The organism is Bacteroides sp. (genome assembly GCF_028690125.1).
Lineage (GTDB): Bacteria > Bacteroidota > Bacteroidia > Bacteroidales > Bacteroidaceae > Bacteroides.
In genome coordinates, this window is sequence record NZ_JAQVBV010000006.1 from 166,097 (window position 1) to 192,527 (window position 26,431).

The 26,431-nt window shown below is 39.6% G+C and carries 23 protein-coding genes; 15 read left to right on the forward strand and 8 right to left on the reverse strand.

The features are described 5' to 3' along the window. Positions 1 to 429: 429 nt before the first annotated feature. Positions 430 to 564, forward strand: coding sequence for a hypothetical protein (locus tag PHO71_RS06060; protein ID WP_300200385.1), 135 nt, complete (start codon positions 430 to 432; stop codon positions 562 to 564). 634 nt (positions 565 to 1,198) lie between these two features. Here the strand turns inward: PHO71_RS06060 and PHO71_RS06065 are convergent. The 7 genes from PHO71_RS06065 to PHO71_RS06095 form a co-directional block, all read right to left on the reverse strand. Next, the gene (locus PHO71_RS06065; RefSeq protein ID WP_300200388.1) at positions 1,199 to 2,167 is read right to left on the reverse strand and encodes a permease; all 969 of its coding nucleotides are present in this window, start codon (positions 2,165 to 2,167) and stop codon (positions 1,199 to 1,201) included. Between the two features lie 4 nt (positions 2,168 to 2,171). Next, a complete protein-coding gene (gene arsB / locus PHO71_RS06070) occupies positions 2,172 to 3,194 on the reverse strand; it encodes an ACR3 family arsenite efflux transporter (protein ID WP_300200390.1) in 1,023 nt (340 codons plus the stop codon). Positions 3,195 to 3,197: 3 nt separating this feature from the next. After that, positions 3,198 to 3,662 (reverse strand): arsenate reductase ArsC, encoded by a 465-nt coding sequence (locus PHO71_RS06075; protein WP_300200517.1) that lies wholly within the window; start codon positions 3,660 to 3,662, stop codon positions 3,198 to 3,200. Continuing rightward, positions 3,659 to 4,366 carry an aromatic aminobenezylarsenical efflux permease ArsG family transporter gene (locus PHO71_RS06080; RefSeq protein ID WP_300200393.1) on the reverse strand — a complete coding sequence of 236 codons (708 nt, stop codon included), beginning with the start codon at positions 4,364 to 4,366 and terminating at the stop codon, positions 3,659 to 3,661. Before PHO71_RS06080 ends, PHO71_RS06075 begins: the two co-directional genes overlap by 4 nt. Further along, the gene (locus tag PHO71_RS06085; RefSeq protein WP_300200395.1) at positions 4,366 to 4,770 is read right to left on the reverse strand and encodes a nitrophenyl compound nitroreductase subunit ArsF family protein; all 405 of its coding nucleotides are present in this window, start codon (positions 4,768 to 4,770) and stop codon (positions 4,366 to 4,368) included. Before PHO71_RS06085 ends, PHO71_RS06080 begins: the two co-directional genes overlap by 1 nt. Positions 4,771 to 4,778: 8 nt before the next feature. After that, entirely contained in the window at positions 4,779 to 5,012 is a 234-nt protein-coding gene (locus PHO71_RS06090; protein WP_300200398.1) for a thioredoxin family protein, read from the reverse strand. A gap of 68 nt (positions 5,013 to 5,080) precedes the next feature. Beyond that, complete coding sequence (locus PHO71_RS06095; protein ID WP_300200400.1) at positions 5,081 to 5,401, reverse strand: helix-turn-helix transcriptional regulator; 321 nt, start codon at positions 5,399 to 5,401, stop codon at positions 5,081 to 5,083. Positions 5,402 to 6,647: 1,246 nt separating this feature from the next. Between PHO71_RS06095 and PHO71_RS06100 the strand changes: the two genes are divergently transcribed. The 14 genes from PHO71_RS06100 (at position 6,648) to PHO71_RS06165 (ending at position 25,702) form a co-directional block, all read left to right on the forward strand. Then, on the forward strand, positions 6,648 to 7,739 hold the full coding sequence (locus PHO71_RS06100) for an Sb-PDE family phosphodiesterase (RefSeq protein WP_300200403.1): 1,092 nt from the start codon (positions 6,648 to 6,650) through the stop codon (positions 7,737 to 7,739). Between the two features lie 134 nt (positions 7,740 to 7,873). Beyond that, positions 7,874 to 9,205 (forward strand): IPT/TIG domain-containing protein, encoded by a 1,332-nt coding sequence (locus tag PHO71_RS06105; RefSeq protein ID WP_300200406.1) that lies wholly within the window; start codon positions 7,874 to 7,876, stop codon positions 9,203 to 9,205. A 13-nt stretch (positions 9,206 to 9,218) separates the two neighbouring features. Continuing rightward, a complete protein-coding gene (locus PHO71_RS06110; RefSeq protein ID WP_300200409.1) occupies positions 9,219 to 12,347 on the forward strand; it encodes a TonB-dependent receptor in 3,129 nt (1,042 codons plus the stop codon). A gap of 18 nt (positions 12,348 to 12,365) precedes the next feature. Next, positions 12,366 to 14,393, forward strand: a complete 2,028-nt coding sequence (locus PHO71_RS06115) for a RagB/SusD family nutrient uptake outer membrane protein (RefSeq protein ID WP_300200412.1) — start codon at positions 12,366 to 12,368, stop codon at positions 14,391 to 14,393. Positions 14,394 to 14,414: 21 nt separating this feature from the next. Further along, the gene (locus PHO71_RS06120; protein WP_300200415.1) at positions 14,415 to 15,317 is read left to right on the forward strand and encodes a DUF4361 domain-containing protein; all 903 of its coding nucleotides are present in this window, start codon (positions 14,415 to 14,417) and stop codon (positions 15,315 to 15,317) included. A gap of 100 nt (positions 15,318 to 15,417) precedes the next feature. Then, the gene (gene rlmF, locus PHO71_RS06125) at positions 15,418 to 16,323 is read left to right on the forward strand and encodes a 23S rRNA (adenine(1618)-N(6))-methyltransferase RlmF (RefSeq protein WP_300200418.1); all 906 of its coding nucleotides are present in this window, start codon (positions 15,418 to 15,420) and stop codon (positions 16,321 to 16,323) included. Between the two features lie 91 nt (positions 16,324 to 16,414). After that, positions 16,415 to 18,067 (forward strand): sialidase family protein, encoded by a 1,653-nt coding sequence (locus tag PHO71_RS06130; protein WP_300200421.1) that lies wholly within the window; start codon positions 16,415 to 16,417, stop codon positions 18,065 to 18,067. A gap of 95 nt (positions 18,068 to 18,162) precedes the next feature. Continuing rightward, positions 18,163 to 18,525, forward strand: coding sequence for a DUF488 domain-containing protein (locus PHO71_RS06135; protein WP_300200424.1), 363 nt, complete (start codon positions 18,163 to 18,165; stop codon positions 18,523 to 18,525). 84 nt (positions 18,526 to 18,609) lie between these two features. Further along, a complete protein-coding gene (locus PHO71_RS06140; RefSeq protein ID WP_300200428.1) occupies positions 18,610 to 19,842 on the forward strand; it encodes a Cof-type HAD-IIB family hydrolase in 1,233 nt (410 codons plus the stop codon). Then, positions 19,839 to 20,933, forward strand: coding sequence for an isochorismate synthase (locus PHO71_RS06145; protein ID WP_300200431.1), 1,095 nt, complete (start codon positions 19,839 to 19,841; stop codon positions 20,931 to 20,933). Before PHO71_RS06140 ends, PHO71_RS06145 begins: the two co-directional genes overlap by 4 nt. A gap of 117 nt (positions 20,934 to 21,050) precedes the next feature. Continuing rightward, positions 21,051 to 22,718 (forward strand): 2-succinyl-5-enolpyruvyl-6-hydroxy-3-cyclohexene-1-carboxylic-acid synthase, encoded by a 1,668-nt coding sequence (gene menD / locus PHO71_RS06150; protein WP_300200434.1) that lies wholly within the window; start codon positions 21,051 to 21,053, stop codon positions 22,716 to 22,718. 3 nt (positions 22,719 to 22,721) lie between these two features. Then, complete coding sequence (gene menB / locus PHO71_RS06155; RefSeq protein WP_300200437.1) at positions 22,722 to 23,546, forward strand: 1,4-dihydroxy-2-naphthoyl-CoA synthase; 825 nt, start codon at positions 22,722 to 22,724, stop codon at positions 23,544 to 23,546. A gap of 30 nt (positions 23,547 to 23,576) precedes the next feature. Next, on the forward strand, positions 23,577 to 24,602 hold the full coding sequence (locus tag PHO71_RS06160; RefSeq protein ID WP_300200440.1) for an o-succinylbenzoate synthase: 1,026 nt from the start codon (positions 23,577 to 23,579) through the stop codon (positions 24,600 to 24,602). Continuing rightward, positions 24,602 to 25,702, forward strand: coding sequence for an AMP-binding protein (locus PHO71_RS06165; RefSeq protein ID WP_300200520.1), 1,101 nt, complete (start codon positions 24,602 to 24,604; stop codon positions 25,700 to 25,702). Before PHO71_RS06160 ends, PHO71_RS06165 begins: the two co-directional genes overlap by 1 nt. A gap of 165 nt (positions 25,703 to 25,867) precedes the next feature. Here PHO71_RS06165 and PHO71_RS06170 read toward each other — a convergent pair whose 3' ends face one another. Then, the gene (locus tag PHO71_RS06170; protein WP_300200443.1) at positions 25,868 to 26,344 is read right to left on the reverse strand and encodes a Dps family protein; all 477 of its coding nucleotides are present in this window, start codon (positions 26,342 to 26,344) and stop codon (positions 25,868 to 25,870) included. Between the last annotated feature and the right edge of the window lie 87 nt (positions 26,345 to 26,431).

Sequence of the window (26,431 nt, forward strand, 5' to 3'; positions counted from 1 at the left end):
CACTTTTCATGTTGTCAATTTTACCCGATTATCTATTCCATGATGGATACAAAGATGGATGGAGAGATGCAACTGATTACTAAACAAATTACGGATCTGTATCTGCACCGAATGAATCGGAAGCCACATCCTAGGCTTTCTTCGAAAGGGGGCTGTTAAAGTCGGGAAAATGAATGGCGGTTTATTGCTTTTCCGACACTTACTACAGGGTGTGAAAGCTCTCCGGAGAGTTTGAGAGGCAAATGATACTCTGTTGTTGATTCATAGTCCCGATAAGTAATGAAGTAAGCAGCTTTTCACAAATTAATACTGTGATTTCGATACAAAAGAATGCGCATTATCAGATTATTTATATATTTTTGTGTTTCCGAAACCGCCATTTCGGAAATGGCGGTTTCGAAATGGCGGTGTTTTTTAATCGTTTTAGATATGAAATTTTACAATAGAGAGAAAGAAATAGGTCGGCTTTATAAGATTGGTCTGGCATCCCAAAACAATGTACAATTGACCGTTGTAACAGATCGTCGTATTGGTAAGACGCAATTAATACTTAAAAACAACTGAGTAGGAACTTAATCGAAAAGTTTGCAAATTCACTTTTTAAAAATAAATCTGTAAAACGGTAGCTATTATAAGCTGCAATCAGAACTCTTCATCTTGTCTTTTTCCAGTGTGAACCCTCCACATTAAGAGATGAATTTAGAATCGGAGTCAGTGTTTCGTTCTCGGTGAAATGGGTACTTATGGGCTCTTCACGGACAAACAAGGTCATGCAGTAAACTGTATCGCTCAAAATCTCCAACCTCGTGTGTCCTAAACCCTATGGCATTTATACCACTGAAATGAAAACAATCCACCCGATAGAAAATTCGCATAAACTTTAAGAAGACAGATGATAAAAAGGTGGATTTGTATACTCCTGAAATTATAGAAGAATGTTAGGACCTGCCGGAGTTTGCAAAGAACTACTTAGACCATTCGGCTTTTACCTGTGATTTGTTTATGACTGATTACTGTCATACAAACGAAAAACTATTTTCAACGTTAGCTAAAACACTTGAAAAATATCACGGATAACGAGACAAATGGCTGAAAACTCAAAAATAAAAAAGAAAATCTGACAGGAGAAATCTTGCCGGATTACTTTCTTTTTGCGGCCTGTGCGGGAAAGAAACCAGCAAAGGAGCCTTTAGATTTCTCACATTATCCAATTAAACAAATATCCCGACAAAATAATAAACAGTGTCACCACCCCAAAAAAGATAGCAATCAACCGCCACGTCATTACCTTTTTGAGCATGGTAGCTTCGGGAATAGATAGCCCTACGACTGCCATCATAAAGGCAATAGCTGTACCGATAGGCATACCTTTCGCCACGAAAACCTGTATAACAGGAACTATTCCCGCCGCTCCGGCATACATCGGAACGCCAAGAATCACTGCCAATGGCACGTTGTACCACTTATCTGCTGATAGGTATTCCTCAAAAAAGCCTTCAGGTACAAAGCCGTGCATAGCAGCTCCGATTGCGATACCGATTATCACGTACAACCATACTCCACGGACGATACTCCAAGCATCCTTAATGATAGTCGGAACACGTTTCATAAAAGGTACGCGCTCTGCTTCCCACTCTTCACTTTCAGACTCAGATTGCGCTTGTATCTGCTGTACCCAAGGACTCAAGTATTTTTCGAGTTTGAACTTTTCAAGTACCCATCCGCCTATAACTCCTAAAAGAATACCACTAATGGCATAAACCAATGTGGCTTTCAGACCAAACGTACCCAGAAACATCGCAATAGCAACTTCGTTTACTAGCGGTGAAGTGATAAGAAAGGCAAATGTCACACCCAATGGAATCCCACCTTTAACAAACCCTATAAAAAGTGGAATAGATGAACAGGAGCAAAACGGAGTGATTGCTCCGAACAAAGCCGCAAACAGGTATTGAAACCCATACAACTTGCGCGTGGTGAGGAAATTGCGCAAGCGGTCAATAGGAAAGTAAGCGTTTATTACTCCCATAACTACACTGATGGCAAAGAGTAGCAACAGAATCTTTATCGTATCGTAGAAAAAGAAATTTATTGCTATTCCTAATCGGGATGTAGCATCTAAACCGAATATGTGATAAACTAACCAGTCTGCAAATTCTTGTATCATTCTGTTATGCGTTAAAATATTTACGAGTATTATTTGCTATGCGAACTAACATCAGCATGATTGGGACTTCAACCAGCACACCGACTACTGTTGCTAATGCCGCCCCTGATTGTAACCCGAACAGCGAAATAGCTACGGCGACCGCCAATTCAAAGAAATTGCTTGCGCCAATCATTCCTGCCGGAGCAGCTACCGAATGTGGCAATCGCCAAACCTTAGCCCAGCCATAAGCCACAAAGAAAATCAGTACCGTCTGAATAATGAGTGGTACAGCAATCAATAGTATATGTAACGGATTGGCAAGGATTGTTTCACCTTGAAACGAAAAGAGTATTACGAGTGTAAGCAGTAGTCCGGCAACGGTAATGTTGTCGAACTTTTTTAGGAACACATTATTAAAGTAATCAACTCCCCATTTCCGTATCACTGTCATTCGCGTAAGAACACCGGTTGCAAGAGGTATAACCACAAATAAGGCAACAGACAGTAACAGGGTATCAAATGGTATTCCCACACCACCGACACCAAGCAGGAACGCTACAATCGGAGCAAATGCCACAAGGATAATCAGATCATTTACAGCAACCTGTACCAATGTATAAGCAGCATCGCCTTTGGTAAGGTAACTCCATACAAAAACCATAGCAGTACAGGGAGCTGCGCCGAGCAGTACCGCACCTGCCAAGTATTCGTGTGCAAGTTCCGCCGGAATCAATGCTTTAAATATCACGTAGAAGAACAACCATGCTATGCCAAACATCGTAAAAGGCTTGATTATCCAATTCGTAACACACGTTATGACAATACCTTTCGGATTGCGCCCTACGTTACATACACTTTGAAAATCAACTTTGAGCATCATCGGGTATATCATTAACCATATCAATACAGCAACAGGTATCGACACATTGGCATACTCGAACCGTCCGAGTATTTCGGGTATTGCTGGCAGGAATTTGCCGATGGTTATACCCACAGCGATGCAGAGTGCTACCCAAAGGGTAAGGTATTTCTCAAAACTTCTCATCCTCTATTCACATTTGCAGAAATAATTAGCTCCACAAGGACAAGACGGCTCATCCATTAACTCATCGGTGTAGAATTTGTGGAACTTACGGCGTATCTCATCTCTGACACGGCGAAACTCACTTTCCACAAATTCGGGTGTTCCTGTTGCGTGCGAGGGATCATCAAATCCAAAGTGCAAACGCTGTTTCACTTTGCCTGTAAATGCAGGGCAGCTTTCATTTGCTCCGCCACAGACAGTTATCACATAGTCCCATTCTTCGGCAAGGTATTTCTCTACCGGATCGGAGGTATGAGACGATATATCTATTCCTGCTTCCGCCATTGCTTTGATAGCACCTTCATTGAGTTTGCCTGCAGCTTTTGTTCCTGCTGAGCAAACAACCAGTTTTTCATCAAACGACTGTAAAAAACCATGTGCCATTTGACTGCGGCAACTGTTGCCTGTATATAATATCAATACTTTTATAGCCATAATATGATTGCGTAATAAATTCCCACTGCAATAAAAAGCAAGGCAATAACAAAGTTCATCCATTTTTGAAAAGTCTGCATACAATGGTAAAACTTTCCAAGTCCCGCCATACTGTATGCTAAAATCCACGCCACAACAATAACCGGAAGTCCGGTTGCGATGGCAAAAGCAAACGGTAACAAATAACCACCTGTTTCAGCAGCCGACATCGGTATCAGCATTCCAAAATAAAACACTCCGCTTGACGGACAGAATGCCAGCGAGAACAAGATACCCAACAGTAATGCTCCGATACCACCACGTTTGCCCAGTTTTTCGCCACCGCTATTAAATCCTGCTTGAGGCAGATTGAGTTTGCTACCAAATAACATAAACAATCCGATAAGAATAAGAGCCGGAGCAATTACTATTTCACCATACTTGCCTATGGTCTTTTGGATAGCATAAATACTTGCGCCCTCACGCAATATGGGAATAAGGATAAAACCAATCCCGGCGTAGGTAATAATTCGTCCGAGCGTATATAGCATACCATTCCAAAAGATGCGGTGACGGCTCTCTATATCTTTACTGATGAAACCTATTGCAGTAATGTTGGTAGCCAATGGACAGGGGCTTATAGCCGTCAGCAGTCCCAGCAGAAACGCCGTAACTAGTGGAACAGTACTACTATCCAAGAGATTTTGCAACCACTCCATTATTTTGTGATGTTATTGATTGCTTCAATTAACTTTGTCTTGAATACTTCCGGTTGTCCTTTGGCATAACTGAATCCCATGTCAGTCAGATTTTCGACCTTACCGTTACGGTCGAGTATCAAAGATGACCAAGTAACTTCGTATTTGTCCGCGATAGCTTCGTTTTCCGTTTTCGATAGATTGATGACTTTCATCACTATCTTTTCGTTGGCCAAACTATCCAGCACTTCTTTGGTTAGTTTCTCGATGGCATTGCAAGTAACACAACGTTGTTTACCGTGAAAATAGAGTACCTTAGTTACATCCCCTTGCTTAGTATCTGTTGCCACTTGCGTCTTCGATGCACTTCCGCCACATGAAAGTAAGGAAGTGGCGATAATAATCAAGATAAAAATACGTTTCATAAACCGAATTATTTGGTTATCAGTTCTTTTACTTCGGAAATAGATAACTTTTTACCCGATGATACTACTTTTCCATCTACAACCAATCCCGGCAATCTCATTACATTATAGGACATGATTTTCATCATATCTTCTTCCTTTATCACTGTGGCATCCACTCCCAATTCGGCAACAGCCTGTTTGGTGGTTTCGTAGAGTGCTTTACACCCTGCACAACCTGTTCCTAAAACTTTAATTTCCATGATATATTCTATTTTAATTTGTAATTCGCAAAACTACGAACGTATACGACAAAAAATATATAATTGACTTATTCGCAACAGCCGTTTCCGGGGTTGCAGCCACACATAAATTCGTCCATTAGCTGCTTTGCCAGCACCCAATTTTCCTTATTGATGCAATATTTCACTTTTGGAGGCTGAATTTCACCTTGAATCAATCCGGCATCTTTCAACTCCGCAAGGTGCTGTGAAACGGTGGCTTTTGCAATCGGAAGCACCTCGTGTATGTCACCAAAGAAACAGGTTTCCTGCGATGCTAAGAATTTTAGTATTGCAATACGAGCCGGATGCCCCATTGCTTTTGCAAATCGGGCTAACTGCTCTTCTTCTTGTGTATATTCCTTTGTCATATCCTTTTTTTATGTTCGCAAAGTTACGAACAATATTTTTATTATGCAAAAAGCCAATATATTTCTATCACTGGATTTTCTTATTAAAGCAATTTTTATTTTCGGCATCCAATTGGAAGACTCGGATCAAGTTACGTCCTCTTGTCCGATTTAAATTGATTCCTCTTGTCCACTTGAAACTGTACCTTCAAATGGATAGAGAGTGATGAAAAAATCACTATTATACAATTTTTCTTATTATAGTTCATTTTTAATTAGCTATGTTTCCTGAATTGACTTTAAATGCCGTATTGTTTTTGAGAAAACCTGATACCTTTAGTCTCTTTCAGCAATGCAATAGATCATTTTGTTTATTTGTTTAATGTCGTAATGTTTTCAGTAATGGTAGAATTGTGTCTATCTGCTATAAAATAAGCTAATTTACTTTCTTGTATTTTTCTTCGTTTTTCTCTTCTAGCGTTGTGATCTGCATAATTTGCATAAAATATGCAGTTTTTTACATAAAAACATTGTATTGTTTGCATAAAAACACCGTAAACTTTGTATAAAACATAAGGATGATGTAACCAAAAGCTCCGCATTGTGTAACCAAAAGCTCTGCATTATGTAACCAAACCTCCCGTTTACCGACATCATTTCCGGAATATGTATGTATTTTGTACTTTTCTTCCTGATTATTTTCTATTTCTTCTTTTTCTACTGGTAAATATAAATAAGCAAAAAGATATAGAACTTAATGTTTGATTGTTTTTTTGAATTATAATGTGATAATCATATGTCTAAGTGCTGTTAATGTTGCTGTGTTTGAAGACTAATGAAAGGTGTATATGAGCGTAGAATGAAGAATTACTGGCAATCCTTATTAGCGGTCCAAAATAAGCGATTCCAACCGTATCACATATTGCAAATTGTCAAAAAGCAAAATGATTCATTATCTATTCCTTACAAATGAAAATTCAAAAAAAATATTAGTCTGAATTTAGCGAAATTCTATATGCTTAAAATAATAAATATTTGGTTACTCCAACTCTTTTTATTTAAATCGTTTCACATTCTGTTAAAAACGGTAACATTTGTGTTTCTTTCCCGTGACGTCTCCGTTAAGCTTTTGACTCCTGTATTGCCTGTTTTATTTTTGCTTCTACATTTGTGGCATGATGCTCAGGGGCCTTGTCTCTTACTATTTATCAACAGTCAAATAGGGGCATTCTTTAAAAATGTAATTGTCTAATTTAAAATAACAAAAATGAAAATTAAGAAAGTATTGATTGGAGTTCTACTATTAGTGATGTGTTTCATGAACGCACAAGCGCAGCGCCGCAATGAGATTCGAGTTCCCAATTTAGATGGATATACTACCTTAAAGTGTGATTTTCATATGCATACTGTTTTTTCAGATGGTTTGGTATGGCCTACCGTACGTTTAGATGAGGCTTATAGAGAAGGATTGGATGCTATTTCCTTGACAGAACACATTGAATATCGTCCTCACAAGAAAGATATTGTAGCAGATCATAACCGTTCCTATGAACTTTCTCAAAAGCAAGCCCAAAAGTTGGGAATACTTTTAATCAAAGGCAGTGAAATTACCCGTTCTATGGCTCCGGGACATTTTAACGCTATTTTCTTGTCTGACTCTAACCCGTTGGAACAAGAAACATATAAAGAGGCTTTCAATGAAGCAAAAAAGCAGGGAGCGTTTATTTTTTGGAACCATCCGGGATGGGATCGGCAGCAACCTGACTCAACCAAGTGGTGGCCTGAACATACGCAACTTTATAATGACGGTTGTATGCATGGCATTGAAGTAGCAAATGGTGGCCTTTTTATGCCTGAAGCAGTTCAATGGTGCTTAGACAAGAATCTGACAATGATAGGAACTTCCGATATTCATCAGCCTATTCAGACTGATTACGATTTTTCGAAAGGCGAGCATCGTACAATGACATTTGTATTTGCTAAAGAACGTTCATTAGAGGGAGTTCGTGAAGCACTTAACAATCGTCGTACTGCCGCTTACTATCGCGAATTGGTGATAGGGCGTGAAGAAGTTCTGCGTCCGTTCTTTGAGAAATGTATAGAGATAAAAGAGGTGAAACGTACAGATAAAGAAGTAACATTTTCTGTTATAAATACTACTGATCTGGTACTAAAACTGAAAAAAACGGCACATGACACTTCTTTGATTTATTTCCGTGACATGATATTGAAACCACATACTCAACATACAATTTCTGTAAAGTTTGAGAATGGTATCAAAGGAGGAGATTGTAACTTTGAGGTAACAAATTTTATTGTAGCACCCAATAAAGGTTTGAATTATACAATAAGACTATAAAATTCCAATCGCAAAAGATAAACATCAACATTCACTATAAATATATGGCTTAGATTATTTCACCCTGTTATCACATAGTAAAACAGGGAAATGACACTAACTAAAAACACTGTTTAATTTCAAATTATTATTTTATGAATCGTTACTTATTATTGGGCTGTTTCTGGGGAGCTTTATTTTGTTTCTCAAGTTGTGAAAGCAGCAGTGAGAACGCTGGCAAAGCGCATGACCCCGGTAAACCGATTGTACTCACATCTTTTTATCCTAAAGAAGGTGGAGCACGTGATAAAATTCTTTTGGACGGAAGCAATTTTGGCACCGATACAAGCAAAATTAAGGTGTATTTCAATAAAGCAAGAGCATCGGTTGTTTCATCAAGTGGTGACCATATTTACGCTATTGTGCCTCGCCTTCCGGGTGATAATCCTCGTATTTCTGTTGTTGTCGATGCCGATTCGGTAGTTTATGATGATATGTATACTTATCATACTCAAGCACAGGTAAGCACTGTTACCGGTAATGGTGAAACAAGTTTCCTTCCCGGAACACTTGCCACAGCTCAGGTGTATGGTAAATATCTTGAATTAGATGCCGAAGGGAATATCTTTATGTCATGGCGTGACGGTGGTTCATTTGGAGTAGCCCGAATTAATGAACAGCAAAATATTGTGACTCCATTGATTGAAGCAAAAACCACAGCCGAGCGTATACTATATGCAAATGGTTTAACGGTGGATCGCGCCACCGGAATGCTGACTGCCGCACATGAATCGGTGAAGGAAGTAATGTTCACCTTTGATCCTCGGGAGGCTTGGTATCCTCGTCAGCGTAACATGAAATACTCGCCATCCGATTTGAACTCAATAGTAGCTGCTGATTTATACAAGAACTTTATAACTTTTTGTCCATACGACGGGTATTTGTATACACGATATCGTGATGGAAAGGTTGCAAAAATAAACCCTGAAACATTGGAAGCGACTATTATCCATCAAGGACCTTATGGGTCGCAATATGGACAAGCCATCAACCCTGTGAAGCCTTGGCTTCTATATATAACGCTTCATTCCAATGCTACTCCTACCGAATTCAGACAAGGTATTTCGGTATTAGATCTCCGTGATCCAAACGGGACCGGTGGATTTAAACGACTGAACGCTCCGGGGGGCAGTGGCTTTCGTGATGGTCCGCTGGAAGATGCGTTATTCAATTATCCCAAAGATATTAAGTTTGATAACAATGGCAATATGTTTGTTGCCGATTATGGAAACCATTGCATCCGCATGGTATCTGCCGACAATATAGTTACTACAGTAGCTGGGCAGCCCGGCATTGCCGGATACAAAGATGGAGGTCCGGTAGAATCACTGTTCAACCAGCCTTGGGGAGTGGCTGTGAATGAGCAAGGTGACATTTATATTGCAGACTGGAGTAATGCACGCATTCGTAAGTTAGTTATTGAATAAAAAGCTGTTTATAATGAAAATCATTCAAATCTTATATTTGATGTCGTTTTGCTTGTTGCTTACAACGACAACTTTTGCTCAACAAGTGAAGGAATTCACTATTGCCGGTACGGTAGTGGATGGGAGTAAAGAAACGATACCCGGAGTATCTGTATATATAAAGGATAAGCCTTCTATAGGTACTTCTGCCGATAATAGCGGAAATTTTAGTCTTAAAGTAATTTATGGAGATAAGGTGGTATTTACATTTTTGGGATGCGACCCTGTAGAATATGTAGCCATTGAACCAAACAATAATTTAACTATCACTCTTCTTGAAAAAAGTGCTTCCATTGATGAGGTTGTCATTGTTGGATTGGGAAACGTTCAACGGAAAATCAGTTCGGTAGGAGCCATAACAGCCATCAATGCCAAAGATCTTCAGTCTCCGGCTCCATCCATTGCTAACCTCCTGGGAGGAAGGGCTGCCGGTGTTATTTCTATGCAAAGCAGTGGTGAACCGGGACAGAATATCGCCGATTTCTGGGTACGAGGTATAGGTACATTTGGTGCCAACAGTAGTGCTCTTGTATTGATTGATGGTTTGGAAGGCGATCTTAATACCATAGATCCTGCAGATGTCGAAAGTTTTTCTATCTTGAAGGATGCGTCAGCAACTGCTGTTTATGGGGTAAGAGGAGCTAATGGTGTGGTATTGGTAAATACTAAAAAAGGTACTTCAGGTAAGATTCAGATTACAGGACGTTTTAATACGACACTGTCAGTCCTCAATCGGTTGCCGGAATATCTGGATGCTTATGAATATGCTCAATTAGCCAATGAAGCCAGTGTAGTACGAGGTGATAGTCCTTTGTACGACCAGACTGAGATGGGTATTATCCGCAATGGTCTGGACCCGGATATGTATCCTAACGTGGACTGGCAAAACGAGATACTCAACAAAAGCTTCTGGCGTCACACGTATTATGTAAGTGGTAGTGGAGGTAGTGATGTAGCTCGTTATTTCCTAAGTTTGGGAGGTAAAAATGAAAGCGCGGCATACAAAGTAGACAAAAACAGTGTATATAGTTCTAATGTAAGCTATAATACCTATAATTATCGAATCAATCTGGATGTCAATCTGACTAAAACGACTAAAGTTTATCTAGGGTCAGATGGATTTTTATCCCAGTTAGACCAACCCGGTGTAGCAAATACCGAATATATATGGGGTGCTCAGTCACGTCTTACTCCATTGTCTATTCCTACTCAATATTCCAATGGCTTGCTACCCGGTCGCGGAAGTGGCGATCTGGCATCACCTTATGTGATGATCAACCATACAGGTAAGGCATCTGACCAAGTATTCAAAGGAAAATCAACATTGGCCCTTAACCAAGATCTTTCCGGACTGCTTGAAGGACTTAAATTCCGCGCTCAGGGAGCTTACGATATTCATAGTTACTTTAGTGAGAGAAGAAAAGTACAGCCGGCTCTCTATACCGCTTTGGGCAGAGGGGCAGACGGTACGCTCATCATGCAGGAAACAGTGCAGGAGAAAAAAGCATCATATAGCAAGTCTACCCGTCAGTATCGTAAATATCACTTCGAGGCTGTGCTCAATTATGATCATCTATTTGGCACTGACCACCGAACATCTGCATTGGTATACTACTATCTCAGCGATTCTAAAGATACCGATGACGCAACAAGCAACCTTGCCGCTATTCCTCTGCGCTATCAGGGAGTATCCAGCAGATTGACATATGGTTTTCGCGATACTTATTTACTGGATGTCAATTTTGGGTATACCGGTTCTGAAAACTTTCAGCCCGGCAGACAATATGGCTTCTTCCCATCAGTCGCATTGGGTTGGGTTCCTACAGGGTACGATTTTATGCGCGAAGCATTTCCTTGGCTTGACCATTTTAAAATAAGAGCTTCGTATGGTTCGGTAGGTAATGACAGAATTACCGATATCAGATTCCCTTATCTTACTAAGGTGAATGAGGGCACAGGAAACGTCTGGGGTATTCCGAATATCGAAACTATCGGCGAAACAAGAATAGGAGCAGACAATCTTGCTTGGGAAAGGGCAATCAAATCGAACCTGGGAATTGAAGCGAAACTATTTAATAACAAGCTGGACTTTGTTCTTGATATCTTCCAGGATCAGCGTAATGGTATTTTCCAACAACGAGTACAGGTTCCCGAATATGTAGGAGTTATTTCCAACCCTTTTGCTAACGTGGGTAAAATGAAAAGTACCGGAGCAGATGGAAACATAAGCTATATTCAAAACATATCTACAGATTTCGGCTTTACGATACGAGGTAATTTTACATACTCTAAAAATGTAGTACAGAACTGGGAACAAGCTTATTTGGAGTATCCTTATTTGGAGTATAACAACTTTCCATATAACTCTATCCGTGGTTACCAAGCCCTCGGACTGTTTAAAGACGAAGATGATATAAAATACAGTCCAAAACAGACTTTCGGAGAAGTAATGCCGGGAGATATTAAATATAAGGATATCAACGGAGATGGTATGATAGATAAGCTCGATATGGTTCCGCTCACGCACAGTACCTATCCTTTGCTGATGTACGGTATTGGTGCAGAAATCCGCTACAAAAAACTGACACTTGGGGTATTGTTCAAAGGAACCGGAAAAACATCCTTCTTCTATGTAGGACAAAAAACCACAGTAAACGATGAAACACGTCTGAATGGAATGGGATATATGCCGTTTTTTGAAGGAGATCTGGGAAATGTACTTTCAATGGCCGCCAATCCTGCAAACCGATGGATTCCTAAAGAATATGCTTTGGAACATGGTATTGATCCTTCCCTCGCAGAAAATCCGAACGCACGCTTTCCTCGTCTGCAATATGGCAATAACAACAACAATAGCCAGTTATCTACATTCTGGCAAGGAGATTCACGTTACTTACGTCTGGAGGAAATCACACTGAATTACAATGTAAATTTACCTTGTCTGAGACGTATCGGTATTTCTTCATTGGATGTGCAGTTTGTGGGAAATAATCTCTTCGTATGGGATAAAGTGAAGATATTCGATCCGGAGCAAGCCCGTTGGAATGGTCGTAAATATCCTATACCGACTACCTATTCACTCCAGTTATATGTCAATCTTTAATATACATAATTCAATAGAATGAAAATGTCAATAACAAAAAAAATAGCAAGAGTAGTCATATTGGTTCAAACTATTGTGATGGTAACGTCTTGCAGTGATTTCTTGAATATAGATAATTACTTTGATGATGAATTTAATATTGATTCGGTTTTTACCAACGCCCGGTATATGGAAGCATATATGTGGGGAGCAGCAGCAATGTTCCCTGATGAGGCGCAAACCATCAGATATGGCTACACACCCGGCCCTATGGCTACCGATGAAGCGTTTAATGGACTGACCGGTGGCGGATCGGGCAATGTATATTATGGAATGGATTTCGCTACAGGACGTATATCTCCCGACTTTTATGGAGACGGCAATCCCAATCTTGATCAATGGGGTAAATACTACAAAATCATTCGTAAATGTAACAGCATTCTGCAAAACCTCGATCGTCCGAAAGACTTGACTAATACAGATCGACTTCGGATTGAAGGGTACACACGCTTTATTCGTGCCTATGCCTACTATAATCTCTTAGTAGATTATGGCTCTCCAATATTACTGGGAGATGAGGTTGTCAATACCAATGAACCTATTGAATATTACGACCGTCCCAGAGCTACCTATGATGAAGCCATGGACTATGTTTGTGAGGAATTTGAAAAGGCAGCACGACTGCTGCCTCGACCCGACGAGGTTTCTACCTTGGACTTCGGTCGCCCGACCAAAGGAGCTGCGCTTGCTTTGATAGCTCGATTACGATTAATACATGCCAGTCCATTGTTCAATGGTGGTGCTGTTGCCAGTGCATATTTTGGAAACTGGAAACGTTCGACAGATAATGTACACTATGTTTCTCAACAATACGATGAAAAACGTTGGGCCATTGCTGCCGCTACTGCTAAACGGGTAATGGATATGGGAGCTTACAAACTCTATACTGCATTGAAGGATGATAAAACTCCCGCCCTTCCCGAAGGAGTGACATCAGACCCCAACTTCTATGAAACCTATCCGGATGGAGCCGAAGGAATTGATCCTTTCAAATCTTATTCGGACATCTTTACCGGTGAAGCTGTGGCAGCCATTAATAAAGAACTGATCTGGGGAAGAAATACAACCTACATTAATGAGTTTATCAGCAAAGGATCTTTTCCTCCTTCTCTCGGTGGTTGGGGACGCTTTTGTGTCACTCAAAAAGTGGTAGACGCATACTTGATGGATGATGGGCGCACGAAAGAAGAAGCTACCGCAGACGGATATTATTCGGAAACAGGCTTTACTGAACAACCACGCTTTTTCTCCGGATATCCCCTCAATTCGGGAGTTTATAAAATGTATGCTAATCGCGAAATGCGTTTCTACGCCTCTGTAGGATTCAACGAAGCAGTATGGCAAGCATTGTCAAGCACAACACTCAATAATCATACAGCGAAATATTATTATCAGGATGCTGATGGTCGTGGTGGAGTAACTGCCAGTTCTCCTAACTATCCTATTACGGGATATGTCATTAAAAAGTTCAATCATCCGATGGATGCATGGACCGGTACAGGTGCACGCCATATTCAAAAAGCTTATTGTATCATCAGATACGCAGAGATTCTACTGTCTTATGCCGAAGCACTTAATAACTTGACTACTACTCATACAGTGCAATTAGGTGATCAACAATATACCGTAAGCCGGAATGAGGAAGAAATTAAAAACGCATTTAATCTGATACGCTATAGAGCAGGTCTACCGGGGCTAACATCCAACCAACTTAGCGAAGTTTCTGAGGTCCAAAAACAAATAGAGCGTGAACGTATGGTGGAATTCCTATGGGAAAACAGACGTTACTACGATGTACGCCGTTGGGGTATTTATGAAGAAACAGAGCAAGAACCTATACGTGGGATGAATCCTGATGGGGCTACCAAAGAAACATATTACCAACGTGTCATTCCTAGTACCTCGTCGTTCCTAACAAGAGTAGTCAATAAAAAGTCCATTTGGTTACCCATTCCACGTGCCGAAATGAGAAGGTTACCTTCTCTTGATCAGAATCCGGGTTATTAATTAAACGATGAAGAAAATAAGATGAAACAAAGTTATATAACAATACTTGCACTTATAATGGTGCTTTCTTCATGCAATGATAATGAGTTGTTTGAAAAAGAAATGTATAAGAATGTAGTGGCGCTCATCAGTAGCGATTATTACAATACTTTTGAAGAAATTGTACCTTTATCCTCAACAAGTCAAGAAACTATAGCATATATAGCAGCTTCTTCAGGGGGAACTCATGCTCCTGGCAAGGACTTGGTTATCGGACTGGAAGAGGATCAATCTCCACTGGATTTGTACAATCGGTCTCTTTTTGATATAGATGAAAAATTATATGCTAAATTTCTCCCTAAAGATAAATATGAGATTGTAGATTACAAAATCCAGATTAAAGCAGGAGAACGAACGGGTAGAACGATGATTAAATTACGACCGGAAGGCTTATCGCCGGATTCTACCTACTTTATAGGATTAAAAGCTACTGATATTTCCGGTGTTGAGATTAACCAGAAGAAAAATACCATACTGTATCAGGTACTCATTAAAAATGATTACGCCACACAGGGAGAAAATGTTTTTTATGCAATGACCGGTTTGGCAAATGCAATGGTAACGGCAGGCAATAAGAAGTTGTTTCCCCTTACTCATAACAGTGTGCGCATGATAGCCGGTACGGAGGCTTTTCAAAGTAATGTGGATCATATTAATAAAACCTCTATTATATTAGAAGTGGGAGCTGATAATCATGTTATAATAAAGCCGTATAAGGATATTGATGTAATTCAATTGGATGGTGATTCGAAGTATCCGAATATTTTTAAGGTAGAAGAATCTTTCGGGCGTCGCTATAATGTATTTTTATTATCTTACCAATATACCATTAAGGGGGTAAAACGGATTATGCAAGAAGAGTTACGTCTGGAAATAACTAGTTAGGCGGAAAATAGACTGGCACATTACTAAAAATAAAGGCAGCTTAACACACTAAGCTGTCTTTATTTTTTTTTGATATGAAAATATACATATCTTTGTCACCATGACAGAAAAAAGCGAACTACACAAAAGAAATAAGCATAGTGGACACTATGATTTCACTGGCTTAACAGAAGTCTATCCGGCACTTAAAAAGTTTGTAACTTTAAATCCACATGGGATACAGACGATAAACTTTTTCAATCCATATGCTGTAAAGGCTTTGAATAAGGCTTTATTGATGAATTATTATGGCATTCGATATTGGGATATTCCAAAAGGATACCTGTGTCCTCCTATCCCCGGTAGAGCTGATTACATTCATTATATTGCAGATCTGATAAAAGCAGGATCTTTAAGAGGAAATACGGATAAAGAGAATGGACGAAGTTATAGATGTTTGGACATTGGAGTCGGTGCTAACTGTATTTATCCGATTATAGGACAAACCGAATATGGATGGGTATTTGTAGGGTCTGATATTGATCCCTTGGCAATAGAAAATGCAAGAAAGATCATAACTTGTAATCCGATACTGGCACATAAAATAGAATTACGGCTCCAAAAAGATAAACGGAAAATATTTGACGGAATCATTGTCAAGGATGAATACTTCGACGTAACGATTTGTAATCCACCGTTTCATAGCTCTAAAGAAGAAGCAGAAGATGGTACCATTCGGAAATTAAGTAGTTTGAAGGGAGAAAAGGTGACAAAAGCAAAGTTGAATTTTGGAGGAAATGCAAATGAACTTTGGTGCGAAGGTGGAGAGTTACACTTTTTATTAAACATGATTTCTGAAAGTCAAAAGTATCAGAAGAACTGTGGATGGTTCACTAGTTTGGTTTCTAAAGGGAGGAATCTGGATGTACTATGTACTAAATTGAAAGCGGTCAATGTTTTAGAATATAAGATAATTCAGATGAGCCAAGGTACAAAAAGTAGTAGAATATTGGCTTGGCGGTTTTGATAAGTACAAATTCATTTTATTATATAGAGAAAATAGATTATTATTGCATTCGTTTTATATTCGAATCCGTGAAAACCGAAATAAAGATACTATGAAAATAAAGGAGAGAATATTTGTTATCATTTTAATGATTTTGTCATTAACTCCGAGCACAATTTTTAGTAAAGGAGTTAAATTGGAATTGGAAAGACCTGTCATTCCTGTATTGGTAAAGAAGCAAGTTAATCCTACAGTGAAAGGAACTTTAATTAGGGTAGACAAACATCCATATACAATCAGACAGATTGATGTTGATTTGAGTGGAAGTACCGACCTGTCTGATGTGCTCTCTGTAGCAATATATGGTGCACGTAAAGATGGATTGATAGATACATCTTATTTGATATGCCAACCAGTTCGTGCATCTCGGAAGATTTCTTTTACTGATGAAATAGCCATAGAACAAGATACTCTGACTTTCTGGATTGCAGTAACTTTAAAAGACACAGTTTCGCTAGATCACCGGATTCAGGTGAATTGTAGTCGGGTAAAAACAAGTAGGGGCGATTTAAAAAGTCCTGATGAAGCTAAACCTTTGAGAGTGGGAGTCGCATTGAGGCAGAAAGGGCAAGATGGCATTACTTCTTCTCGTATTCCGGGATTAGCTACAAGTAACAAAGGAACTTTACTAGCTGTTTTCGACGCTCGTTACGATTCTTCCCGTGATTTACAAGGTAATATAGATATTGCTCTTCATAGAAGCATGGATAAGGGAATGACTTGGCAGCCTATTTGCAAAGTACTGGATATGGGAGAGTGGGGTGGATTGCCCCAGAAGTACAATGGAGTGAGTGATGCTTGCATTCTTGTAGATAAAAACACGGATGATATTTATGTTGCAGGATTGTGGATGTATGGTGCATTGGATGATAATGGCAAGTGGATAGAAGGGCTGAATAAAAATAGTACATATTGGATACATCAATGGATGAAGAAAGGATCACAGCCTGGAGTCGGATTGAAAGAAACTTGTCAGTTTTTGATAACAAAGAGTACAGACGATGGGCTTACTTGGGGTTTCCCGGATAATATTACACATAAAACAAAGCGTCCGGAATGGTGGTTGTTTGCCCCTGCGCCCGGACAAGGGATTACCTTAGCAGATGGAACGATTGTTTTTCCAACTCAAGGAAGAGATAAAGAGGGTGCAACTTTCTCTAATATCACTTATAGTAAAGATCATGGAAAGACTTGGAATACCAGTAACCCGGCTTACAATGACGTAACGGAATGTAATGCTATACAATTAAGAGATGGAAGTATTATGTTGAATATGCGTGATAATAGAAACAGAGGAAACAAAGAAGTAAATGGAAGAAGGGTTTCTACGACTACGGATTTGGGAGAAACATGGGCTGAACATTCCACTTCGCGAAAAGCATTAGTGGAACCAACCTGTATGGGCAGTCTGCACCGGCATGATTATACAGTGAATGGAGAGAAAAAAAGTATACTTCTATTTGCTAATCCCAATGATTATAAAACACGTGATAAACTTACTCTGAAAGTAAGCTTTGATGATGGGATGACTTGGCCTGAAAAATATTGGATTTTATTTGATCAATATCGTAGTGCAGGTTATTCTAGTATCACATCTATAGATGAAAATTCGATTGGAATTTTATATGAAAGCAGCCAGGCGGATATGGTTTTTATTAAAATAGGGCTGACAGAAATTCTAAAAACAAATAAACAGGAACAATAAAGCCTTAAATTTATTTTGAGTAATAGTTAGACTTTTTTCTTTAAACAATTTACCGTTTTTTTGGTTTATTCTATATTAACTAAGTATAAACAATAATGGTTCAAGTTAGGATAAAACGAGTATACGACGAATATTCGGAGACAGATGGATATCGGGTTTTAGTAGATAAGTTGTGGCCACGTGGAATCAAAAAAGAGTGGTTGAAATATGATTATTGGGCAAAAAATATAACTCCTTCTACCGCATTGCGAAAATGGTTTCATGAAGACATTCCGGGACATTGGAATGATTTTGTAGTATTGTATCAAAAAGAGTTGGATGCTTCTTCGGCTGTGGCTGACTTTTTGTCTCTTATCAAATCATATCCTGTAGTAACATTGATTTACGCTTCTAAAGAACCAATCTATAATCATGCCCGAATCCTTCAGGATTATCTGGAAATACATCTGAAAGAATAAAATAAAAGTAATTTTTATCAGTTTCCGCTTTCTGTCGTTCGCTCAATTTCCTACCTTTGTAATCTAAATCAAATTCGTGTAGCCATGAAATATAAATTATTGGTTCTTGATGTAGACGGAACACTTCTCAATGAGACAAAAGAAATTAGTAAGCGCACACTTGCCGCTTTGCTGAAAGTGCAGCAGATGGGAGTTCGCATTGTATTAGCATCCGGCAGACCCACTTATGGAGTGATGCCATTAGCTAAGGCTCTTGAGTTGGGAAACTATGGGGGGTATATCCTGTCTTACAACGGTTGTCAAATTATTAATGCACAAAATGGAGAGTTACTGTTTGAACGACGGATCAATCCTGAGATGCTGCCTTATCTCGAAAAGAAAGCACGTAAAAATGGATTCGCTTTATTTACTTATCACGATGATACTCTTATAACGAACTCACCGGAGAATGAACATATTCAAAGTGAAGCCCGGCTCAATAATCTGCGAGTAATAAGGGAAGAAGAGTTTTCAACCGCTATTGATTTTGCTCCTTGCAAATGTATGTTGGTAAGCGACGATGAAGAAGCATTAGTAAGTTTGGAAGATCATTGGAAAAGACGGTTGAATGGAGCTTTGGATGTTTTCCGTTCTGAACCTTATTTTCTTGAGGTTGTCCCTTGTTCCATTGATAAGGCCAATACACTGGGAGTTCTATTGGAACAGCTGGAGATGAATCGTGAGGAAGTGATAGCGATAGGTGACGGAGTATGTGATGTTACTATGATTCAGCTCGCCGGATTGGGAGTTGCGATGGGACATTCACAGGATTCGGTGAAAGCTTGTGCTGATTATGTGACGGCTTCGAATGAAGAAGACGGAGTTGCTATTGCTGTGGAGAAAGTTATTCTGGAAGAAATTCGTACGACAGAAATTCCTCTTGATGAATTGAATGCACGGGCGCGCCATGCATTGATGGGAAATCTGGGTATTCAATACACCTATGCTGCTGAAGACAGGGTGGAAGCCACAATGCCGGTCGATCATCGTACCCGGCAGCCTTTTGGCATTTTACATGGTGGAGCTACGCTTGCATTGGCAGAAACAGTTGCCGGACTTGGCTCAATGATTCTTTGTCAGCCGGATGAGATTGTTGTTGGTATGCAAGTCAGCGGAAATCATATATCTTCCGCACACGAAGGTGATACTGTTCGTGCAGTAGGAACCATTGTACATAAAGGACGTTCTTCTCACGTATGGAATGTCGATGTATTTACTTCAACTAATAAATTGGTATCTTCCATACGGGTGGTAAACAGTGTTATGAAAAAGAGATGACCGACGAAGATATAAGGAGCTTGACAACTATTGATACATTTATTCAGCGGAAACAGTCGTTTGCCATTTATCGTATTCCGGGAGAAAGGTATCCTCGTTTTTTAACACAAACGACCGGGGCTATCCGCCTAATTTATAACGTGAAGGATTTGGATGGACAAAGAGGGTTTGTAATCGCTCCCTTTCATGTGAATGAGGTATGTCCGATTGTATTGATACAATCGGATCAGGCAGGACAGCCTTTACCTGTTGAAGATGGAATGGATGACTCAATATTGCTTTCGAAAGAAGAATCCTTTTTACTTCCTTATTCCGAAGAATATGCGGCGTGTTTTCATACGTTTATTGAAGCATTAAATAGTAAAACTTTTGAGAAATTGGTGCTTTCCCGTTGTCTGACCATTAAGAGAACTCCTGAGTTTTCTCCATTGGCTGCTTTCCGAGCAGCTTGCCGACGCTATGTACATTCATATATATACTTATGCTATACTCCTCAAACAGGAATATGGTTGGGAAGTACTCCTGAGATTATATTATCAGGGGAGAAGGAAGAATGGAATACGGTAGCTTTGGCAGGAACCCAACCTTTGCAAGATGGAAAACTTCCACAAGTATGGGATGAGAAGAACCGGAAAGAGCAAAATTATGTGACCTCTTACATCCGCCATCAACTTCTTTCGTTGGGAATTCAAGCTTCAGAAAACGGACCCTATCCGGCTTATGCCGGTACTTTGTCTCATCTGAAAACAGATTTTCAATTTTCGTTGAAAAATAACAAAACTTTGGGAGAACTTTTGAATGTATTACATCCCACACCTGCCGTTTGCGGACTTCCCAAAGAAGAAGCTTATCGCTTTATATTAAAGAATGAAGGTTATGACCGTAGCTATTATTCGGGATTTATTGGATGGCTGGACCCGGATGGGCGGACAGATTTATATGTGAACCTGCGTTGTATGCAGATTGATAAAGAGACTTTGACGTTTTATGCCGGAGGTGGGCTTTTAGCTTCGTCAGAATTGAATGACGAATGGCAGGAGACGGAAAAAAAGTTACAAACTATGCGTAGGCTCGCACCCGTTCTTCCCTGAAAAAAGATCGAAACCTTTCTAAGTGATAGAAGAAGATTAGTCATAAAAGAGCATTCTGGTGGACGGAGTAAGCGAGTGATAAAAGAATAAGTAAGTTTAGTAATAATTGGTATTCCTATGTATACAGACAAGAAAAATATACTTCAATTAGTTGCGCTATTAGAAGCGCATGGGATTACAAAAGTAGTTTTATGCCCGGGTAGCCGTAATGCACCTATTGTACATACTTTATCTACCCATCCGAATTTCACTTGTTATTCGATGACTGATGAGCGAAGTGCCGGTTATTTTGCTATTGGACTTACTTTGAATGGTGGCCGTCCGGCTGCTATTTGTTGTACTTCGGGCACGGCGTTACTAAATCTTCATCCTGCTGTGGCTGAAGCATATTACCAGAATATTCCTTTAGTGGTAATTTCTGCAGACCGTCCCGCTGCCTGGATCGGACAGATGGATGGACAAACATTGCCACAACCTGATGTTTTCCGGACATTAGTAAAGAAGTCTGTGAATCTTCCGGAGATTCATTCGGAAGAGGATGAATGGTATTGTAATCGTCTGATAAATGAGGCTCTGTTGGAGACAAATCATCATGGAAAAGGTCCGGTACATATAAATATCCCTATTAATGAACCTCTTTTTCAATTTACTATAGATTCACTTCCGGAAGTTCGGGTTATTACTCGTTATCAGGGATTAAATGTTTATGATCGGAATTATAATGATCTGATTGACCGCTTGAATAAGTACAACAAGCGAATGGTGATTGTCGGTCAGATGAATCTTATTTATCTTTTTGAAAAAAAACACACCAAGTTATTATACAGACATTTTGCGTGGCTCACAGAACATATAGGCAATCAAACGATTCCCGGTATCCCAGTGAAGAATTTTGATGCTGCAATTTATGCAATACCAGAAGATAAGATAGATCAGATGACTCCTGAACTTTTGATAACTTATGGAGGACATATTGTTTCAAAACGATTGAAGAAGTTCTTGCGTCAGCACCCACCTAAAGAGCATTGGCACGTTTCGCCAAATGGAGAAGTCATCGACTTGTATGGCTCTTTGACTACCATTATTGAGATGGACCCTTTCGAATTTCTGGAGAAGATTGCAGGATTCCTGGATAACCGTACTCCCGGATATCCTCTTGTATGGGAAAACTATTGTAAGACGATTCCCGAACCCGATTTTGCCTATTCGGAAATGTCTGCTATAGGAGCAATGATTAAATCCTTACCGGAATCTTGTGCCTTGCATTTGGCAAATAGTTCTGTTGTCCGTTATGCACAATTGTACTCCATTCCTTCTACCATTGAAGTATGTTGCAATCGGGGAACAAGCGGTATCGAAGGTTCTCTTTCTACTGCTGTTGGCTATGCCACTTGTTCAGATAAGCTGAACTTTATAGCTATTGGAGACTTGAGCTTTTTCTATGATATGAATGCTTTATGGAATAACAATTTGCGTCCTAATTTACGTATTCTGTTATTAAACAATGGAGGAGGGGAGATATTTCATACATTGCCCGGATTGGATATGTCAGGAACTTCACACAAATTTATCACTGCTACTCATAAAACATCGGCTAAAGGATGGGCAGAAGAGCGAGGATTTCTCTATCAACGGGTAGAAAATGACGAACAATTGACAGAGGCAATGAAAGTTTTCACTCAACCGGAGGCTATGGAGCAACCAGTCTTAATGGAAGTCTTTACGAATAAAAATAAGGATGCGCGTATTTTGAAAGATTATTATCATCAATTAAAACAAAAATAGATTATGTCACAACAAAGGGAATGGACTACTATCAGGGAATATGAAGATATTCTTTTTGATTATTATAATGGAATTGGCCGTATAACTATCAATCGCGAACGTTATCGGAATGCGTTTACTCCGACTACTACAGCCGAGATGAGTGATGCACTCCGTATTTGTCGAGAAGAAGCCGATATTGATGTAATTGTGATTACGGGAGCAGGTGATAAGGCTTTTTGTTCCGGAGGTGATCAGAACGTAAAAGGACGCGGCGGTTATATTGGAAAAGATGGTATACCTCGTTTGAGCGTGTTGGATGTACAGAAACAAATCCGAAGTATTCCGAAACCAGTGATTGCGGCAGTGAATGGATTTGCTATAGGTGGAGGTCATGTACTCCATGTTGTATGTGATTTATCTATTGCTTCGGAAAATGCTATTTTCGGGCAAACAGGTCCTCGCGTCGGCAGTTTTGATGCGGGATTCGGAGCTTCTTATCTAGCTAGGGTAGTCGGTCAGAAGAAAGCACGTGAAATTTGGTTCCTTTGTCGTAAATACAATGCTCAGGAGGCTTTGGATATGGGGTTGGTAAATAAAGTAGTTCCTCTGGATCAGTTGGAAGATGAATACGTACAATGGGCGGAAGAAATGATGTTGCTCAGTCCGTTGGCTTTGCGTATGATTAAAGCCGGTTTGAATGCAGAATTAGATGGACAGTCCGGTATTCAGGAATTAGCGGGTGACGCAACTCTGCTTTACTACTTAACTGATGAGGCTCAGGAAGGAAAGAATGCATTTTTGGAGAAACGTAAACCGAACTTTAAGCAATATCCCAAATTTCCTTAAACTAACATTCGAATTTGCGCATTTGGTAAAATGGATTGCAAAATTGACATAATTCCCCGGTTGCTTCATTTTAAACAACCAGCGGGTACTTCACGAGGAACATATACAACTCGAAAAGTTTGGTATCTTCATTTCACTTCTTCTGAATTCCCCAATCGGATAGGAATAGGTGAATGTGCTCCTTTGCCTGATTTAAGTTGTGATGCTCTTCCTGGTTACGAGCAAATTCTGGCTGATTCATGTCGAATGGTAGAAAGACAAGGCGGAAGGTTGGATATAGAATCCTTGCGTAATTATCCTTCGATCCTTTTTGGCTTGGAAACAGCTACCAGGCATTTTTTTGTAGGTGATTGGGCTTTGTGGGATACTGAGTTTTCTCGCGGAGAAATTGGAATTCCTATCAACGGTCTGATCTGGATGGGCGATTCTAAGAAGATGCTTGAACAGATTGAGAAAAAGATGAAAATCGGATTCCGCTGTATTAAACTAAAAATAGGCGCGATTAATTTTGAAGAAGAATTGGCCTTGCTCCGTCATATCCGTACTCACTTTTCTGCACAGGAGATAGAGTTGCGTGTGGATGCAAACGGAGCTTTCTCACCGGCTGATGCAATGGAAAAGCTGAAACGGCTGTCTGAACTTGACTTGCATTCTATCGAACAACCTATTCGTGCGGGACAGTGGGAAGAAATGGCTCGTTTAACTTCCCAATCTCCTTTGCCGATAGCTTTGGATGAAGAATTGATAGGTTGCAATACTATAGAGAAAAAAAACGAACTTCTTTCTGTTATTCAACCACAATACATCATTCTCAAACCTTCTCTTCATGGTGGAATGATTGGTGGAGGAGAATGGATTGCAGAAGCTGAAAAACAGCAGATAGGCTGGTGGATTACCTCTGCTTTGGAATCGAATATAGGTTTGAATGCTATTGCACAATGGTGTGCCATTTTTCAAAATCCATTGCCGCAAGGGTTAGGGACTGGTTTACTCTTTACGGATAATGTGGAGATGCCACTTGAAATAAGAAAAGATTGTCTGTGGTTTTGTAAATGATGATATTCGATCGAAAAGAACAAAAGTTGCTGCTTGACGGGAGAAAGTATACTTCCAATGATATTAGCAAGCTGATAGTAGGGGGGGGGAAGGCCTTTTCTCCTGCTGTTTGGGAATTATTGCTTTTCTTGAATAAATGGTTCGATGATTCCACTACTATTGTAGTACATACTTCCGGATCTACGGGTACGCCGAAAGAATTGCTAGTTCGTAAAGACCAAATGATGCAAAGTGCACGTCTGACTTGTGAGTATTTGAACTTACAGCCAGGTGATACAGCTTTGCTTTGTATGAACCTTTGTTATATTGGAGCGATGATGGTAGTGGTACGTTCTTTGGTTGCGGGTTTGAATTTGATTGTTCGTCCGGCTTCCGGCCATCCATTGGCAGATGTGAAGGAACCATTGAAGTTTGCAGCTATGGTTCCTTTACAAGTGTATAATACTCTTCAGGTTACAGAGGAACGGCAACAGTTGGAGCAAATTGATATCTTAATTATAGGTGGAGGAGCGGTAGACAATACTTTAGCAAATGAAATAAAGAACCTTCCCGGAGCTGTTTATTCTACTTATGGCATGACGGAAACTCTTTCTCATATCGCTCTTCGGCGGCTTAATGGAGCGTTTGCTTCGGAGCATTATTATCCTTTCAATTCGGTGAAGCTTTCTTTATCTTCGGAAAATACATTGGTCATTGAGGCTCCATTGGTCTGTGATAATATTTTGCAGACCAATGATATAGCATATATTCATTTGGATGGCAGCTTTACAATCTTAGGTAGGAAAGATAATGTAATAAATAGTGGTGGTATTAAAATACAAGCAGAGCAAGTGGAGAAGAAGCTCCATTCGTTGTTCTCAGGCTCGTTTGTTATTACTTGTGTACCGGATAGCCGTTTGGGGCAAGCGGTGACTTTATTAACAGAGGTACAATTGAATATAACAGAATTAAAGGATAAAATAAAGACAATATTGCCTCCTTATTATTGTCCTAAATATATTTATATTGTAAAGCAAATTCCGCAAACGGAAAATGGGAAAATAAATCGTATAGGTTGCCGTAATTTGGCACAAAAGTTATTATTGTCGCAGAATATATAGAAGATCATAGTAAGAACAGTAGTAGGGTAGTTATACATCCATGCGTAATCGGATATATAATGAAAGTGACTGAAAGATTTGAGAGAAGAGAAAAAGGGGCTGTCTTCTATTCGTTTGACAGTCCCTTAACTTTAAATTTATTTTCTAAATGAACTAAGTGGATTCTTACTTACTATTATAAGCAGTCAGCATCCAAACCAGTTTTTCCTGTTCTTTCAGATAATCGCTCATCATTGAAACTGTTACTTCATCTCCAGCTTGCGAAGCAATAGATAGAATCTTACGTTCTTCACCAATCAAATAACTGATAGATTGCAGGATATTTTCTAAAGCCTGTTCACCGTTGCTTACTTTATCCACTTCGTTGATATTCGCTACTTTTAGATAGTCACTGAACTTATTTGCAGGAGTACCACCCAACATAAGGATACGTTCTGCAATCTCGTCTACTTTTTCTGCAGTATCATCATACATCTTTTCGAATTGACTGTGAAGTACAAAGAATTCATGTCCTTTGATATTCCAATGGAAACCACGAAGGTTAGTGTAATACACTTGGAAGTCAGCTAAAAGTTGTTGCAAAGATACTACTACGTTGTTTGCTCCTGATTCATTCAATTTGATTAATGCTAAAGTTTTCATGTTCTTTTCGTTTTTAATGATTTATACTTGTTTTTATTTTTTTCTGTACGACAAAGATAAGGCGGAAAATGCTTCGTGTCAAACTGA